This window comes from Streptomyces sp. NPDC127197 (assembly GCF_042672405.1).
GTDB lineage: Bacteria > Actinomycetota > Actinomycetes > Streptomycetales > Streptomycetaceae > Streptomyces > Streptomyces flavusporus.
Genome location: NZ_JBHXVG010000031.1, coordinates 74,470 through 91,318 on the forward strand (window position 1 = coordinate 74,470; position 16,849 = coordinate 91,318).

The following is a 16,849-nucleotide window of genomic DNA, read 5'->3' on the forward strand; positions in this document are numbered from 1 at the left end:
GCCACGGCAGCGGGCCCGCACGGCCGTACGGCCCGAACAGCCCCCGTACAGACCCTGTTACGTCCCCCACACGCCCGTCAGCCGGGCACACCCCCACCCGACATCCCACCTCAACACCCCACCCCCGGGAGGGTTCTCATGGCGGTTCCGATCAGGACCGCGGTCGCCGCGCTCTGCGCCGGGCTGGCGGCCACACTCTTCATCACCGTGCCCGCGCGCGCCGACCAGGACGCCGGCTCCCGCGCACAGGTCTGGGCCGTGTCCGGCCCCGAGCGTGCCGCCGCGGCGCACGAACCGCGCGCACGGGTGTCCCTGGACGACACCACCGGCAGGCTGAGCCTGTCGGTGTCCCGCGGCGGCCGGACGGTCATCGAACCGTCGCCGGTCGGCATCGTCACCCAACAGGCCGATCTCTCCCAGGACTTGCGCTTCCTGCACCGCAAGGACCGGCTGGTCGACGAGCGGTACCGGAGCAAGTCCGGCAAACGACTGGAACGACGGGTCCTCATGAACGAAACCCGTCTGTCCTTCGCCACGGCCGCCGGAGCCAGGCTCGACCTCGTTGTCCGCGCCTCCGCCGACGGCATCGCCTACCGCTACGTCCTGCCCGCCGAGTACGGCGGCGTACTCGGTGAGACCTCCGCCTTCAACCTGCCGCCGGACGCGAGCGCGTGGCTGTCCACCTACCGGGCCGACAACGAGGGCCGGTTCGCCCAGTACACGGCCGCGACAGCACCCACCGGCGAGTACTCGGACCAGGCGCTGTTCGCCACCGGCGGCGGGTACACCCTGCTCGCCGAGTCCGACCTCACCGGCACCTACTCCGGCGCCCGGCTCGCTCACGACCAGGGCACCGGCACCTACCGCATCAAGCTCGCCGACACCACGGTCCCCACCGACGGCCCCCTCGCCACCCCCTGGCGGGCCATGGTCACCGGCGACCTCGCCACCGTCACCCGGTCCACCTTCACCGACGACCTCGCTCCCGCCTCGAAGGTCGCCGACACCTCCTGGATTTGGCCCGGCACCGTGTTGTGGACCTGGCTCGCGGGCGGCAGGGAGGCCGGACAGAGCCTCGCGGCGCAGAAGGCGTACGTCGACTACGCGGCCGAACGGCACTGGCCCTACGAGGCCGTCGACGCGGGCTGGTACTTCAAGACCGACGAGTGGGACACCACCGACCCGAACTGGCAGACCAACAGCTGGATGCCGGAACTCGTCGAGTACGCGCGCGCCAAGGGCGTCGGAATCATCGTCTGGATCCACCAGCGTGATCTCGACACACCAGAGGAACGCGCCCAGTGGCTGCCCACCCTTGAGCGGTGGGGCGTCAAGGGAGTCAAGATCGACTTCATGGACTCCGAGGCGCAGTCCACGCTCCAGTGGTACGACACCATCCTCCAGGAGACGGCCGCCCACCACCTCATGGTCAACTTCCACGGCTCGACCGTCCCCAAGGGCATCCAGCGCACCTGGCCCCAGGTCATGACCCTGGAGGGCGTCGCCGGGGAGGAAAAGCGGACCAACACCGCCGCCCATCTCACCACCCTGCCCTTCACCCGCAACGTCATCGGCTCCATGGACTTCACCCCCGGCGCCTTCCAGCGCGTCGGCCTGCGTCCCAACTCCGACGCGGCCGAGGTCGGGCTCACCGTCGCCTACGAGTCGGGCCTGCAGATGTTCGCAGGCACCCCCGAGTCGTACGACGCCCGGCCGCTCGCCCGGGACTACTTCGACCAGGTTCCCGCGGCCTGGGACGACACCCGGCTGCTCGCCGGCCGACCCGGCCGGGAAGCCGTGCTCGCCCGGCGCAGCGGCGACCGCTGGTTCCTGGGTGGCGTGTACGCCGGCACCGCCCACACGGCGGAGGTGCCGCTGACCATCGGCTCCGGACGATGGCTGGTCGAGACGATCCGGGACGGCGCCGACGGGCTGGTCCAGGACCGGCAGGTACTGCGCGGCGGCGACTCCCTCAGCGTCGACGTCGTCGACAACGGCGGCTTCGCCGGGATCGCCTGCCCCTGGCGTCCGGGCATCACCACCTGCTCCCGCTGACCGAGATCTCCGGCCGGGCGTCCTACTGGGGCGCCCGGCCCGCTGTTCACGTTGATGAACAATGCTCACATGGGTGTACATCGTCGGGTCTGTTGTGCAACGCTCGGTCAACTCCTTTCTCGGACCGACCAGTTGGAGGGACGGGCATGACTGTTTCCCGGCGTACTGTCCTGGCTACGGCGGCCGGCGCCGCAGCGGTATGCGTTTCCTCGACACCAGCCGCGGGCGCGACCGAGGCCCGGACACCGGCACCCACACTGCGCACGCTCCGCGCGGCGGCCGACTACGCCGTCGAGAAGGTCCGCACCGTCGCGCCGGGCGTGACTGCCTTCCCCGTCGGGACGAAGTTCGAGAAGTGGACCTACTCGCAGAACGGCGACTGGGTCGGCGGGTTCTGGCCGGGAACGCTGTGGATGGCGTGGCTCTACAGCAAGGACGACGCCTTCCGTACGGGGGCCCTGACGTCGGCGGAGAAACTGGCCCCTCGCCAGTACGACACCGGCACGCACGACCTCGGATTCCTCTTCTACCCGTCGTGGGTCACCGCCTGGCGGCTGACGGGCGACAACGCATGGCGGACGGGCGCCGTACGAGCGGCCGACTCCCTGATCCAGCGGTACAACCCACGCGGGCGCTTCATCCGGGCGTGGGGCGCACTGACCGACCCGAAGAACGCGGGCCGGGTCATCATCGACACGATGATGAATCTCGACCTGCTGGCGTTCGCGAGCCGGCAGACCGGCGACGCCAAGTATCTGGACATCGCCGTGGAGCACGCCAAGACCACGCAGCGGCTGTTCCCGCGCCCGGACGGATCGACCCCGCACGTGTACGACTTCGACCCGGACAGCGGCGCACCCATCGGCCCGAACACCGTGCAGGGTTACAGCCCCACGTCGTGCTGGTCGCGTGGACAGGCGTGGGGACTGTACGGATTCACCACGATGTACCGGCGGACCGGGAACGCGGAGTTCCTGGCCACCGCGCGCAGACTCGCGGACTTCGCGGTGGGCGCGCTGCGCCCGGATCACGTTCCGGTGTGGGACTACCGCGCTCCGCAGCAGCCCCACGACATCAAGGACGCGTCGGCCGGCGCGATCATGGCGTGCGGTCTTCTCGACCTGTCCGCGGCCACCGGCAGGCATGCCTATCGTGAGGCGGCGCTACGCCTGCTCACCGCACTGTCGGAGACCTGCCTGACGAAGAACTCGGCCCGCGCGGACGCGGTCGTGGCCCGCTGCACCCGCAACCGCCCGGCCGAGGACGGCATCGAGATCTCCCTCCCGTACGCCGACTACTACCTGCTGGAGGGCATCCTTCGCGTGCTGCAGCCGCAGGACGTCGACCGGGCGATCGACCTGTCGACGGTCTGACCGCCGGCGCATGGATGCCCTCGGAGCAGGACAGGTGCCGGTCAGCCCGCGATGGAGTCCAGCTGCTCTGCCGCGGGACGCAGGGCCCACAGGTCGCCGCCGGGCGGCTCCTGCAGCAGCGGAACGGCCTTCTGCGCTCGCTTGTCTCCCGCATCGGCGGCCGCGTGCACGACGTCGGTTGCCGCGTACCGGTGGAATTCGAGCTCCGGATGCGGCCAGGCGGCGGCTCCCGTCGCGGCGGGCAACAGGTAGTCCACAGCCTTGAACAGGCTCTGCCCGTCCGGACCTTGGTACGCCCACAGATTCACCCCGACATGCCGGCCGATGGCCGCGAGCCGGGTGTAAGCCACCAGGTCGAACGTCGAGTAGTGCCAACTCCGGGTCCGGCTCAGCTCCTGGGGCTGGCTGCCGTCAGCCGCGATCTGCGGCGCGATGCGCTTGCTCCGGACGTCCAGGACCGTCCGGCGGGCCAGATCCTTGTCGCCGGTCGCGTAGGCGAGGCCGGCGAGCTGCATGTCGTAGAAGGTGCCGTGGTTGTTGGTGGCGGCGGCCTCCTGCTTGCCGAAGTCGCTGTTCTTGAGCCAGTCGAGGAATTCGGCGTTCCACTTGGTCATGCCGGCGCGGTCGGTCGCGGTCCAGCCCGGAGCGCCGGTGGCCAGCAGGGCGAGCGCGTCGAGGACGCTGGTGTACGACTGCGAGAAGTCGATGATGCCGATGGCGCGGCCGTCGTACTTGCAGGGGATGAACTGCGCGTGGTTCAGGTTCGGGTTCATCCTCGTGGCCGGATCGAGGAACCAGGTCCGCAGCACCTGCCCGGCCTTCTCGGCGTACCGCTTGTCGCCGGTGTAGTACCAGGCGAGGGAGAGGTCGTAGGCGGAGTCGAAGGTCCTCTCGACGTCCTGGCGGTCGGTGCCGGTGTCGACCTCGGGGTTGCGCTCGCCGTCGCGCTGCACGTACGGGCAGCCCCACGGGTTGTCGGAGGTCGGGGTCCGGGAGGGCCACCAGTACGGCGCCTGGCTGAGGTAGTCGTGGATGTCGCCGCCGGGAGCGGGCTTGGGCTTGTCGACGACCGTCCAGGGACCCTGGTCCAGCCACCTGTCGGCACGGACCGCCAACGCCCTGACTGCTCGCCGGAGTTGCGGGTCGCCGCGATCCAGACGGACCTTGGTCTGCTGCAGACGGGCGCCGTCCATGACGGCGGTGTGCGGGACGCGGGGCGGTGACTGTGCCACCACCGGCGCCGAGGCTCCTGTGGTGAAGGCGACGAGGGCTGCCAAGAGGATGCAGAGGCGGGATCGTGCGCTCATACATCCACTCCGTTCATGTCAGTGGTCCCGCGGACGAGCCGCCGCTGGGCCTCGTACAGGTTCGGCGGCCGGACCGCATGCGCGCTGCCGTACAGCTCCAGACGCGTATGCAGGTCGCCCGTGAAATCGGGAACGTCGATCTGGTCGAACTCCGTGACCTCGTTGACGCCGACGGTGGCGGAGTACGGCGCCAGCGCGTCGATCTTCACCAGGCCCGCTCGGCCGTTGGTGACGCGGATGTTCCAATGCGTGAAGCGGGCGCCGAACAACGGACCGGCGCTCGCGTCACCACCGTGGCGGCCGTTGTTGTTCACCGTGATGTCGGTGCGGACATTGGCGAAGGGCAGGCCGCGGTGGCTGTCGAAGGTACCCATTCGCATGTCACCGTGCGACCAGACGTTGTACGACGACAGTCCCTCGACATTGATGCCGTGCAGTTGGGTGTTCGACGGTGCGGGGCTGGTGCGCTCCTCGATCGTGAAGTCCTCGATGAGGTTGTCGTGCGAGCCCTCGCGGCAGAAGTAGGGATGATGGGAGCCGCGGCCGGCGACCCGCGTCCGGCGCAAGGTGCACGCGGAGGCGGCTACGAGCCCGAAGCCGTTGTCGACATGGCGGACCGTCACGTCGTCCACCCAGCAGTCGTAGGCGCACTGCAGGACGACGCCGTTGTAGCCCTTGTCGAGCAGGTGCGGCTGCTGGGGCACCTCCGCCGCCTCGAGGGTCAGGCCCTCGACCCCTGAGTCTGTCAACGCCGGTACGTGAGTGGTCAGTTGCGGGTTCCACTCCGGGCGCACATCGAGCGGGAGCGGGCGTTCGAGAGTGACGCGCCGGCCACGGACCCGGGCGATGCGGACGGGCCATTCGTACGGGACGTACGACGTCAGTTTCGTCTTGTCGTCCCAGAAATAGGCCTCCGGTCCCGGTCCGCCACCGCACATGTGCTCAAGGAGGGTGTGGTCCGCGTCGTCGGCGAGCCGAAGCAGGACCAGGGCGCCGGGGCGCAGCGACGACGCGTCAGCGACCGTCACCGTCCAGGAACCCTGTCGCGCCGGGGCGACCGCCGTGAGCGTCCGCCACTCGTCGCGCCCGTTGCCCGTCCAGCCCTCGAAGGGCCACGCCTTCGCCCTGATCGCGGCGACGAGAGAGTCCCACCGGGCCTCGGGGGCCAGCCAGATCAGGCCGCCCGCCCACGACCAGGCCGACTTGTCACCGCCGTAACGGGAGCCGTACACGCCGATCAGTTCGGTGAGGTTCTTCGTCGCGTACAGCGTCGTACGGCCGCTGCCCGCCCCCCTGAGGATCACGTTCGAGCTGCCCATCCGGATCACGTCGTCGATGCGGAACGTGCCCGGCGGAATGATGACCGTGCCACCGCCGCCCCTGCCGGCAGCCGCGATGGCACGGTTGATCGCGGGAGCGGAGTCGGTCGTGCCGTCCGCCACGGCGCCGAAGTCGCGTACGTCGGCGACGACGGGACGGCGGGGGAAGCGCACCGCCCCGCCGTGGCAACCGGCCCGGCCGATGTACGGGATCTGCGGGTGAGTGAAGGGAGTGCGGCTCAACTCCCGCCACAGGACCGGGACGTCGGCCGACGCGGTACTCCCATCAACTGCCGCCGCGGTACCGGCACCGGCGGCCACGGCGACGGCGCTTCCCAGCAGGGCGCGTCTGGTCATGCCCCTGACATTCGGGTTCTGCGTGGCGCCCGTGTGAGCGTTTCTCATACCCGTCCGCCCTTCCCATGTTTGCTTTCATGGATATGAACGACGTTCAGATCTGCGTCGAGCGGTGAGCATGCCACGACCCTCTTGAGTGGGAAAGAGGGTGCGCGGCGGTTATTGGTGGACCTACGCGGTCGGAAGGCAGGGCTTCCGGGTCAGATGCGTGAACAGCCGTGCGGTCGTCCGGAGTGCCGACCCGCTCTTGGCGGAACTGGCGTACCCCCGATAACCCGGTTCGAGTCGCTGACCGGCGCGCGCTTCGAGCGCATCGATCCGCTCCGGACCAAGAGCTGTCCCGCAAATCCCCTACTCGTCGCCTGGCATGATCGATGCGTGATAGGTGAACCTGGGCGGCCGGGCCGCATGAGGTACGTACTGTTCGATGTCGACGGCACGTTGATCGACGCGGTGAGTAACCAGCGCCGGGTCTGGGGAACCTGGGCGGTGCGGTACGGGCTAGACGCGGAGGAGGTCTACCGGGTTGCTCTGCGGACACGGCCGATGGAGACGTTCGCGCAGGTCGCTGCGGAGCGTGATCCGCGCGAGTGCCTGGCCATGCTGCACGAGCTGGAGGACGAGGACGTCCGGTCCGGCATCTATGCGGCTTTCGACGGCGCGTCGGAGCTGTTGCACGGCCTGCCGCCGCAGGTCTGGGCCTTGGTGACCTCGAACTACGAGCACCGGGTGCGCGGTCGTTTCCTGCGGACGGGCCTGCCGGTGGCGGACGTGATCGTGGACGCGGCCGCTGTGGAGGAGGGCAAGCCCTCTCCCGTGCCCTATCTGCGGGCCGCTGCGCGGCTGGGTGCCGAGCCGGGAGAGTGCCTGGTCATCGAGGATGCCCCGTCCGGGGTGCGGTCCGGGCTGCGCGCCGGGATGACGGTGTGGGGCGTGAACGCTGCGGTCGCGGTGGAGGGGGTGCATCGCCACTTCGTCAGTCTCCGCGAGGCAGTCCCTCACATCCTGGCCTTCGTGTCCGGCCCACAGGGGGATGCCGACCGTTCACAGGGAGGCAGCTGATGTCCCAGCCACGGGCGATGGTGTGCCGCGACGTCCCCTGATGGCAGCGTTGTTCGCTGTGCGCGTCGCGGAACCCTCCAGAGTTCTCCTGGCGTCGAGGGAGGCTCACGGATTTGATTAGGAATCCTCAGTGTTCGCAGAATGTCGGGTGGAGCTTCTTCGACTCTCAAAGGCCGTGAAGTGTCTTGGTGTTCACCCGGTGACGCTTCGCTTTTGGGCTGACTCGGGGAAGATTCCGGTGACTTGGATCGGGCGGGAGCGCCGGTTCTCCTCGATCGACGTGGAGGCGTTGAAGGTCTCCACCGGTGGTGAGTGTGTCCGTCTTGAGGGCCTGTACGTGCGCGTCTGCGGGTCCAGCGGGCAGGAATCGTCCCTGGAAGCGCAGGAGAAGGAGCTGCGGGCCACCTCCACTGGCGAGGTCGTCAAGGTCTTCCGTGACCGGTCCTCTGGCCTGCGGGAAGACCGGCCCGGTCTCAGCCGGCTGCTGCGGGCTGTCGCTGACGGCTCGGTGACGGTCGTGCGCGTGACGCATGAGGACCGGCTCGCTCGGTTCGGGGTCGGCTGGCTCAAGCACCTGCTGTCCGTGTACGGCGCCAACCTCGAAGTGCTGCATCCGAAAAAGCGCGGTGGCCGGGATGAACTCCTTGAGGACTTCGGGTCGCTGGTCACCGCGTTCGCCGGGCGCTTGTACGGGATGCGGTCGGCGGAGAACCGGCGTCGTCTGCTGGCCGAGTCCGGCCAGTGCGGGGAGCGTGCTGCTTGAGTCGGAAGCTGCCGCTTGCCGAAGGCGAGACCTCTCGTACCGCGTGCGCTCGCACGCTGCTGCGTACGGGCGTGGATGAGAAGACCGGCGAGATGCTGTCCCGGGCCGTGCTGGCCGAACGCGTCGGCTGGTGCGCTGATCTGGTCTCCGGCATGGTGTTGGCCCTGATGGGGGAACACTGGAACGCTGCAGACGTGGAGGTGCTGGCCTCCGGTGAGGACACTGCTGGCCGGACGCTGCCGTCGAACGCGTGGATGGCGCTGCGGCGCCTCGGCTGGACCGTCGCCCCGCCCAAGGACGTGCGGGTCAACGATCGGATCGTGCGCATGGCCCAGGAGCAGGCAGGCCGGGCCCTGCGTTCGGCGAAGTGGCGTGCCGACCTGACCGCCGGAGTGCTGTCCGCGTGGCCGGTCGATCCGGGCAAGCGCACCCCCGCCGAGTGGGACGCCGTACGCGAAGCGGTCCCCGGCGGGCAGCACCTGCTGGCCGGTATCATCAAGGCCCGCACCCGGCAGGCCGTTAAGTTCCTCAAGGCCAACGGCCGTCTCCCGGCCGATGTATTCGAGCTCGAAGGCCCCTCTCGGGTGCCGCGTATGCTGCTGCTCGCCGCGTGCGACGGGCAGCAGGCCACGATCGAACGCTCCGAGGCCAGCCCCACGAGGGCGCTGCTGCGCTTGCAGCTCCCCAACCGCCCTGACCCGGCCGGATACCGGGACTGGACCTGGGTGGCCTGCCCGATCACCCTTCCTCCGACCGTTCCCGCTGACGCGGTGCTGCACCTGCCCACCCTTCGTCTTGCAGACGGGAAGGTGCGGTGTGATGTGGCGTACACCCACGCCGTACCCAAGACCAGCCGCACGGGCCACATGGTGGCCCTCGGCGTGGACTGGGGCCTGGGCACTCTGCTGTCGGCCGGGACCGTACGGCTCCACGACGACGGGCAGATCATCGCCCCCGGGCACGGCGCCCAGTTCCAGGCCGCCGGAGTGCTGGCCAAGCAGCACCGGCTGCGCCGCCTGTCGGAGCGACTGCACGCCAAGGCCGACCAGTACGTACGGCTCATTGGTGACCGCGACCACCACACGCTCGCCACCAAGCTGGACGCGCTGCGCGGCGAGATGCGGCACGTGTCCGACCGCAGATCGAACCTCAACGACGCCCTGGCGTGGGCTGCTGCCCACTGGGCCGTGGATCAGGCCATCGCGGCCGGCGCCACGGTGATCTACCTTGAGGACCTGCGGTCGATGGAAGCCAAGGGCATGGGCCGCACCATGAACACGCGCCTGTCACAACAAGTGCGAGGGCAGATCGCCGACCGCATGCGGCACCTCGCCGCCGAGCAGGATATCGCCGTGGTCACGGTCCCGGCCCGGAACACCTCCAAGCTGTGCCCGCACTGCCTCACGCCGCTGCGGCACCGCAAAGCCCCCGACCGGCCGACCGTCGTGGGCTGGAAGTGGGCCATCTGCCCCAGCCAGTCCTGCGGCTGGCAGGGGGACCGCGACATGGGTGCCTGGCGCCGTATCGCAGCCCGCGGCCTCACGCATCAGGCCAAGACCGTCATCGACCGCACCAGCGCAACCATGGTGATCCGCTCAGTGGTCGACAAGCCGGAGTCAAAGGCAGTTGTCACCGCGACACCGAAGACCCGCCGGAAAGACCGGTCCAAGACCGGCCCCACCCCGCACCACACTCCACGCCCCGTGCCCAGGCGACGCAGGGCACCCTCCCCAGCAGGCCGCCCGTGCGGTCCTGCGGCAAGCGTCCGGAGGGACACGCACCAACGGGCCGGACCCGGCTGCCCTGCGCAGCCCACCGGCACCAGGGCGTGAACGCGATCAGCACACCCACCACCGGCCACCGGCCACGAGGGGCAGCACTGGGCGCGGGATTCCACCTCCACGCCCACGCTTCCCCACCACGGTGGGAAACGATCCCGGAAACCGAATCCGACTCAGGATCGCTCAGCTGATCAGAGACGCTTTCACCGGCGGGTGCGGTCCAGCAGGGCCATGACTTCGGTCAGCCGCTCGCGCGCCCAGTCGTACTGCGTGGTGTCGGTGTGGCCGCGGTAGACGGTCTCGATCACCATGATGAGCGCCAGGTGCAGGCAGTACAGGCGGCGGCGCACACTCTCGGTTTCGGTCAGTGGAGGGTGTCCGTAGCCGCGCATGAAGTGCGTGGAGTCGCCGAAGGCGGCAGCCATCTGCGTGCCTGCGAACCCGGCCTCGATGAGCGGGTCACCGAAGAAGGCCCGCTCGTGGTCGATGACGCAGGCGATCTTCCCGTCGCGGACCATGACGTTGCTGTCCCACAGATCCCACTCCACCAGCCGTGGCTCGCTCACCTCGTCCAGGCTCGCGGAGTGCTCGGCCAGCACCTCGCGCACCGTGTCGTAGTCCCAGCCCAGGTCGACCCGGCGGCGTTCGCCGTCGGTCAGGACGTCCTCGACGATGTTCGTGAAAACCCGTCGCCAGGAGGTGTCTCCCGGGCCGGCCAGCGGTCCGAACGCCGTACCGCGGATGGAGTTGATCTGACGGTTGGCCGCGCCCACCTGCTCCTTGTATCCGGCCAGGTCCTGCGCCGGCAGTTCGGGGCCGACGATGCCGAGGTTGTCGGCGCCGACGAACGGCATGAAGAACCAGTCCGCGTCGCACAGCTCGCGGCTCCGGTCGGCGAAGTCGACGCGGGGGACCGGCACAGTTGTGTGCTTGCCGATCAGGTCCAGCGCCGCCAGCTCGATCCCCATCGCGCCCTGCTCGTAGGTCATCACTTCCACCGCGGGCGGAGGCGCGATCTTCAGAACGACCTCATAGCCGTCGCGCAGCCGTATGCGGTAGGCGACGTTGAACCAGCCATGCCCCAGCTCGCTCACCCACCCCTCGCCGTCAGGCACTCGGTCCGGGCCATAGGCCCGCTCGACCATGGCCCGCAGAACCTCCGGCGACTGCCGGTTCTTCGTGATGCTCTCCACGCTCACTCCCCGCTTCGACCCCAGCGACACTGCACGGCCCGCGCCTCGAGCCCAAGCGCCTGCCAGGCGATGGTGACCACCGCTCGGCCGCGCCAAGAAACGAAACCATGAGCGTCTTCAGTTCGGCCACTGATCGAGGGACGGCAGGCCGTCGTGCCGAACGAAGGCCCCTGGGCTGTCGAGCGCCGTCTGCGATCTCGTGCCTGACCATCTTGACCGCAACCCGGCGGGCCGAGGGAGCCCAGCCGTGGTGGACGCGGCCGATTCCGCCACTGCCCATCCTGTCCAGGTGCCACAGGTCAATGTCGGGGTGATTCGGGGACAGATCGTCAACCGTGCGACAGACCCTGCCCGACGCAACCCCCAACTCTCGGCCGCCACACCGAACTCGTTCTGGAACGCTCAGTCAGTCGCACATTGCCCGCTCGATCAACGTCCGCCGCGCGGCAGCCCGCGCGTCCTCCGTGGCGGGGTCGAACGAGCGGCTGAACTCCGCGACGGTCAGCCGCGTGGCGCCGTCGTCGGTGGCTGTCACCTCGACGTTGTAGCCGAGCCCGTGGCCGCCGTGGGTCCAGGAGCCACCGCCGCACGGCAGCGGGTGGTAGTACAGCCCGAGCCCGTATCCGGTGTGCCCGCGGGGATCGGGCGGGGTGTCCACCAGGATCTGCATGTCTGCGAGCTGGGCCGCGGGCAGCAGCCGGCCGCCCACCAACGCGGTGATGAATGTGTTGAGGTCCTCGGCCGTGCTGATGATCGACCCGTCTGCGCCGCTGTCGAGAGCCCGGACCGCAATCGTGGTGTCGACCAGCGGGCCGCCGGACGTCCACTGTTGGTAGTTGTGGGCGTGGGGGGATGGGAGGAACGGCCAGGTACCGGGCATGGTCGTGCGGCGCAGCCGCAGTGGGGCGATGATTTGCTCGCGGACCTCGGTGGTCCAGTCGTGGCCGGTGACGGAATTGATCGACATGTCGGCGAGGACGTAGTTGGTGTTGGAGTAGGCCCAGACCTGATCCGCCGGCGCGTGCCGCATGGCCAGCGCGATGAGCTCGTCCGGGTGGGCGACCCGCCACCGCTCCCGCCGGTAGTCCTCAGGCGTGCTGAGGGTCGGGTAGATGTCGTAGGCGTAGTCGTAGAGCCCGCTGGTCTGCTGCAGCAGTTGCCGCACAGTGACCCGTCGGCCGTCGTTGCCATTGCCCGCCACCACCCCCGGTAGCCACCGCTCGACCGGATCGGACAGTGACAACCGTCCTTCCGCGGCCAACTGCAGCACCACGGTGGCCACGAACGTCTTGGTCACGCTGCCGGCGCGCAGCAACGGGTTGCCCGGCACCGGGCGGGCGGTGTCGAGCTCGGCCACCCCGCTGCGCGCTGTCTGGACACCTTCGGTTGTCTCCAGCCGTGCCAGCGCCCCGGTGATGCCCAGCTCGCGCAAGGCGTCCAGGTCACGTTGAAGCTGGGTCTGCCCCGGGCCGGCGACCGCCGGTGTACTGGTCACGAGCAGCGCCTCCACCACAAGCAGCACCATGGACATGATCCACGGCTTCGAGTGAGCCCCATACCGAGGAGTCTGTCGAGGCAACGCCCCCAGGGTCACTGGGGCCAACCCTGCGAACGGCACTGCGGCTGGCCTCACCGCCAGCCGTCGCCGACGAGGTGCCCACACCGGTGAACCTGACCGTGCGGCGCCCCCGGCCGGCGAGGTTCCTGAGCGTTCACAGTGCGGAGCCCGCTGCCCCACCGGGACTCCGGCATCAACGCCCCGGCCCACACCGGCGGGTCGACTGACGCGGTGGACGATGGGCCGGTAGCTTCCATCCGTTCACGCACTGACCCGATACCCAGGCAGGAGGAGGTGCAGGTGGGTGGAGCCGACGACGCGGGGACGCCCTGAAGGCCTGTTCGTCGGCTTGTGCACACTGGACGTCATCCAGCTCGTGGACCATGTGCCGGGTTCCGACGAGAAACTGACGGCTCGTGAGTAGGTGGTGGCCGCAGGCGGTCCGGCGGCGAACGCGGCTGCGGCCTTCGCCCACTTGGGCGGCGCGGCCACGTTGCTCACCGCGATCGGCTCCCATCCGCTGGGACTTGCGGTCGCGGAGGACCTGAACCGGCTGGGTGTGACGGTGTCGGACCTGGCAGCCGACTCGGCCGAGCCGCCCGCAGTGTCCTCGATTCTGGTGACCGCATCCAGCGGGGACCGTGCCGTCGCCTCGACCAATGCGACTGGATACCGGCTCGCCCCGCCCGACGACCTCGACACCTTGGTGGCGGCCTGCGACATCGTCGAGTTCGACGGCCACCACATGGAGCTGGCCGTGGCTGCCGCCCGCGCTGCGCGCGCCGCCGGTCGTCGGACCGTCCTCGACGGGGGCAGTTGGAAGGCCGGCACGGAGAACCTGCTGCCGTCGATCGACGTGGCCGTCTGCTCGGCCGACTTCCACCCGCCCGGCACCAACACGCCGACGGACACCCTGCGGTTCCTGCGGGAGCACGAGGTCGTCTGGTCGGCGGTCAGCCGGGGAGAGCAGCCCATCGTGTGGGCGGGGCCCGACGGCAGCGGCACGGTGAACGTACCTGCCGCCCGGGTGGCGGACACACTGGGCGCGGGTGACGTCCTGCACGGGGCCCTCACCCATCACCTCGCGGTTCAGGGCCGCTTGACATCGCAAGGCTTCGTCGAGGCCCTGCGTGCCGCGGCCGCGGTGGCCTCGTGGGCGTGTTCCTCGTTCGGCACCCGCGCGTGGATGCGGCGAGGGTGACGCCGCACCCCAGCGACGGAACCCCGCAGTTCATCGATCCGATCCCGCGAGTCTTGGCGTGCCGAAGTCAACACATCGGATCTATCCCGTTGCATTGACGCACTGTTACCCCGACTCTATGTTGCATCACGGGATAGCTCCGATGATTCATCGAACCTGTCTGGAGGAAACGTGTCCTCTCCCTCCGCGCCCGATCCGTCCAGACGTACCGTCCTCGCCACCGGATCCGCTCTGGGTGGCGTACTGCTGACCTCGGGCCTGACCACCCAGGCGACCGCGGCTGACCATGCCGAGACCACCGCGCTTCCCGCCGACCCCTGGCGCACCGTTCTCGACGACGCCGACCTGGTCTGGCAGCGGATGCCGACGACCTGGTACGAAGGCCCGTTCCTCGGCAACGGGTTCCTCGGTTCCGGGATCTACGCCGAGCCGGGCGCCGCATCGACGGCCGTGCGCTTCAACGTCCAGCACTCCGAAGTGCAGGATCACCGCCCCGAGTTCGGTTCCCTCTTCGGCCTGGCTCGGCTGCCGATCGGGTACTTCACACTTGAGCCGGTGGGCGCGATCACCGGCCTCGACTGGCGATTGTCGCTGCATGACGCCGAGTTGACCGGCACGCTCACCACTGACAAGGGCACCCTGACCCTGCGCGCCCTGGTCCACAACGACCGCTCGGTCCTCGCCGTGGAAGTGACCGCGAGCGAGGGCGAGAGTGGCTTCCGCTGGGTGTTCCACCCGGCGGACGCTATCAGTCCGCGGGCCGCGTTCAGGCCGCTGCCGGACGGCTACCAGGGCAACCCGCCCGCCGAGGTCGCCGACCACGACGGGACGACCGCCGCCGTGCAGCCGCTGCTGGCCGGCGGGCAGCACGTCACTGCATGGCGGGAGCGGACCAGGAGCCGGACGCGGACGCTGTATGTGCACGTCGCGCACTCGTACCCGAAGAACACGGCCCTGGAGCAGGCCCTGAAGGCGGTCCGCGCCGCGGACCGGCTCCCCTATTCAGCCCTGGCAGTGACCCACCGCGCATGGTGGCACGCCTACTACCGCAAGAGCTTCCTCTCCCTCCCCGACGCCCGCATCCAGCGTTTCTACTGGATCCAGCTCTACAAGGCAGCATCCGCCGCCCGCCGCGACGCCCCTGTCATGGCGACGAGCGGACCCTGGCTCGAGCCCACGCCATGGCCCAACACCTGGTGGAACCTCAACGCCCAGCTGGAGTACTGGCTCATCCATGGCTCCAACCACCTCGAACTCGACGCGATCACCAGGGCGTTGAGCGAGTTCCGGGACAACCTCGCCAACGAGGTGACGCAGCCGTACCGCGCCGATTCGCTCGGCATCCCCCGCACCACCGATCCCCACCTGGTCAATGGCGCGGCCAGCACACTGATGGGCTATGGCGTCGGCATCCCCGGCCAGAACCCGCCGACCCCCGAAGTCGGCAATCTGACCTGGGCGCTGCACAACGTCTGGCTCAGCTACCGCCACACGATGGACAAGTCGACCCTCCGGGACGTCCTGTTCCCTCTCCTGCGCAAGGCGATCAACTACTACCTGCACTTCCTCGAGCGCGGCCCGGACGGCAAACTGCACCTGCCCGCCACCTTCTCCCCGGAGTACGGCGGCGACTCACGCGACTGCAACTACGATCTGATGCTGCTCACCTGGGGCTGCCGCACTCTCCTCGAAGCCGCCGAACTCCTCGGCATCGACGACGTGTTGGCGCCGCGCTGGCGCGAGGTGCTGGCCAAGCTGGTGCCGTATCCGACCGACGCGAACGGCTTCGTGATCGGCGCGGACATCCCCTTCGCGAAGTCCCACCGCCACTACTCTCACCTACTCGCGGTCTACCCGCTGTACGAGGTGACCGGCCGGACCCCCGACGAACGCGCCCTGATCGAGAAGTCACTGGCGCACTGGGTGGGCTTCGAGGGCGCCCTGCAGGGTTACACCTTCACCGGGGCCGCCTCGATGTCGGCGCTGCTCGGCAAGGGCGAGGACGCACTGCGGTATCTCGGTGAGCTGATGACCCGCTTCATCCAACCCAACACCATGTACAAGGAGTCGGGTCCGGTCATCGAGACGCCCCTGTCGGCGGCCCAGTCACTGCACGACATGATCTGCCAGTCCTGGGGCGGGATCATCAGGGTCTTCCCCGCGTTGCCCGCCGCGTGGGCGGACCTGGCCGTGCACAACTTCCGTACGCAGGGCGCCTTCCTGCTCAGCGCGCGCCGTCAGGGCGGCACGACTCGTTGGGTGCGACTGGTCAGTGAGGCGGGCGCTCCCTGCGTCGTACGGTACGGGATCGCGGGATCGATCGACGTTCGGGACGGGCGGGGCCGCCCCCTCCGCTACTCCGACGCCGGTGACGGCGCCATCCGACTCGCCCTGCGCAAGGGCGAGTCGGCGCTGATCACCGCGCGGGGCGACCGGCCCGACCTGACTGTCGCGCCCGTACGCCCGAACGAGGACGCGCCCCGCTGGGGGCTGCCCCTCACCTGAGCGTGGCCGGATCGAGGGCAACGCTGTCACTGTTCGTGGTGGATCACATGACCGCCCGTCACAGTCAGCCGGACGGGGGCCTCGGCCAGTTCGTCGGCCGGGGCCGCCGCCGGGTCGATGCCGAGGGCCGTGAGGTCGGCGCGGTGGCCCGGGGCGATCCGGCCGGCCGTGGCCGATTCGCCCGCGGCGCGGGCGGCGTGGGTGGTGCAGCCCTCCAGTGCCTCCAGCCCGGTCAGTCCGGCCCGGGCGGAGGCCGCGCCCCTGGGCCGGCGGGCCGTCCCCAGGACCTGGCGGACGTCGTAGTGGGCGATGGGCCAGTCCGAGCCCAGGGCGACCGTGGCGCCCGCGTCGCGCAGGTCCCGCAGCCGCCAGGCG

The 16,849-nt window shown here is 69.6% G+C and carries 11 protein-coding genes and 1 pseudogene; 7 read left to right on the forward strand and 5 right to left on the reverse strand.

Going from position 1 to position 16,849, the window contains the following annotated elements; translation table 11 throughout:
* Positions 1–138 precede the first annotated feature (138 nt).
* Positions 139–2,055, forward strand: a complete 1,917-nt coding sequence (locus tag ACFVJQ_RS34720) for a glycoside hydrolase family 97 catalytic domain-containing protein (protein WP_385789630.1) — start codon at positions 139–141, stop codon at positions 2,053–2,055.
* Positions 2,056–2,201: 146 nt separating this feature from the next.
* Positions 2,202–3,428, forward strand: a complete 1,227-nt coding sequence (locus ACFVJQ_RS34725) for a glycoside hydrolase family 88 protein (protein WP_385512341.1) — start codon at positions 2,202–2,204, stop codon at positions 3,426–3,428.
* A gap of 41 nt (positions 3,429–3,469) precedes the next feature.
* On the opposite strand, the gene ACFVJQ_RS34730 is transcribed toward ACFVJQ_RS34725, so the two are convergent.
* Positions 3,470–4,735 carry an alginate lyase family protein gene (locus tag ACFVJQ_RS34730; RefSeq protein WP_385512343.1) on the reverse strand — a complete coding sequence of 422 codons (1,266 nt, stop codon included), beginning with the start codon at positions 4,733–4,735 and terminating at the stop codon, positions 3,470–3,472.
* On the reverse strand, positions 4,732–6,411 hold the full coding sequence (locus ACFVJQ_RS34735) for a glycosyl hydrolase family 28-related protein (RefSeq protein WP_385789632.1): 1,680 nt from the start codon (positions 6,409–6,411) through the stop codon (positions 4,732–4,734). The genes ACFVJQ_RS34730 and ACFVJQ_RS34735 overlap by 4 nt, the downstream gene beginning before the upstream one ends.
* Before the next feature lie 408 nt (positions 6,412–6,819).
* Here ACFVJQ_RS34735 and ACFVJQ_RS34740 point away from each other — a divergent pair, with 408 nt between their 5' ends.
* From ACFVJQ_RS34740 to ACFVJQ_RS34750, 3 genes are all read left to right on the forward strand, one after another.
* Complete coding sequence (locus tag ACFVJQ_RS34740; RefSeq protein ID WP_385789634.1) at positions 6,820–7,473, forward strand: HAD family hydrolase; 654 nt, start codon at positions 6,820–6,822, stop codon at positions 7,471–7,473.
* Positions 7,474–7,621: 148 nt separating this feature from the next.
* On the forward strand, positions 7,622–8,236 hold the full coding sequence (locus ACFVJQ_RS34745) for an IS607 family transposase (protein WP_385789636.1): 615 nt from the start codon (positions 7,622–7,624) through the stop codon (positions 8,234–8,236).
* Between the two features lie 71 nt (positions 8,237–8,307).
* Positions 8,308–10,068 (forward strand): zinc ribbon domain-containing protein, encoded by a 1,761-nt coding sequence (locus ACFVJQ_RS34750; protein ID WP_385789638.1) that lies wholly within the window; start codon positions 8,308–8,310, stop codon positions 10,066–10,068.
* Positions 10,069–10,220: 152 nt separating this feature from the next.
* Here the strand turns inward: ACFVJQ_RS34750 and ACFVJQ_RS34755 are convergent, their stop codons facing one another.
* Positions 10,221–11,210: a phosphotransferase family protein gene (locus ACFVJQ_RS34755; RefSeq protein ID WP_385789639.1), complete on the reverse strand. Its 990-nt coding sequence runs from the start codon at positions 11,208–11,210 to the stop codon at positions 10,221–10,223.
* A gap of 406 nt (positions 11,211–11,616) precedes the next feature.
* Positions 11,617–12,735: a serine hydrolase domain-containing protein gene (locus ACFVJQ_RS34760; RefSeq protein WP_385789641.1), complete on the reverse strand. Its 1,119-nt coding sequence runs from the start codon at positions 12,733–12,735 to the stop codon at positions 11,617–11,619.
* Positions 12,736–13,072: 337 nt separating this feature from the next.
* Between ACFVJQ_RS34760 and ACFVJQ_RS34765 the strand changes: the two are divergent.
* Together ACFVJQ_RS34765 and ACFVJQ_RS34770 are read left to right on the forward strand one after the other, a co-directional pair.
* Positions 13,073–13,969, forward strand: a pseudogene (locus ACFVJQ_RS34765) (PfkB family carbohydrate kinase).
* A gap of 171 nt (positions 13,970–14,140) precedes the next feature.
* On the forward strand, positions 14,141–16,474 hold the full coding sequence (locus ACFVJQ_RS34770) for a glycoside hydrolase family 95-like protein (protein WP_385789643.1): 2,334 nt from the start codon (positions 14,141–14,143) through the stop codon (positions 16,472–16,474).
* A 26-nt stretch (positions 16,475–16,500) separates the two neighbouring features.
* On the opposite strand, the gene ACFVJQ_RS34775 is transcribed toward ACFVJQ_RS34770, so the two are convergent.
* The coding region (locus tag ACFVJQ_RS34775) for an amidohydrolase family protein (RefSeq protein ID WP_385789645.1) at positions 16,501–16,849 on the reverse strand (349 nt) is incomplete at its 5' end.

What these genes read in the sequence shown, in the direction of transcription:
- ACFVJQ_RS34720 (WP_385789630.1), top strand. Translation starts at nt 139, where the DNA reads ATGGCGGTTCCGATCAGGACCGCGGTCGCCGCGCTCTGCGCCGGGCTG.
- ACFVJQ_RS34725 (WP_385512341.1), top strand. Translation starts at nt 2,202, where the DNA reads ATGACTGTTTCCCGGCGTACTGTCCTGGCTACGGCGGCCGGCGCCGCA.
- ACFVJQ_RS34760 (WP_385789641.1), bottom strand. Translation starts at nt 12,735, where the DNA reads ATGGTGCTGCTTGTGGTGGAGGCGCTGCTCGTGACCAGTACACCGGCG.
- ACFVJQ_RS34730 (WP_385512343.1), bottom strand. Translation starts at nt 4,735, where the DNA reads ATGAGCGCACGATCCCGCCTCTGCATCCTCTTGGCAGCCCTCGTCGCC.
- ACFVJQ_RS34740 (WP_385789634.1), top strand. Translation starts at nt 6,820, where the DNA reads ATGAGGTACGTACTGTTCGATGTCGACGGCACGTTGATCGACGCGGTG.
- ACFVJQ_RS34735 (WP_385789632.1), bottom strand. Translation starts at nt 6,411, where the DNA reads ATGACCAGACGCGCCCTGCTGGGAAGCGCCGTCGCCGTGGCCGCCGGT.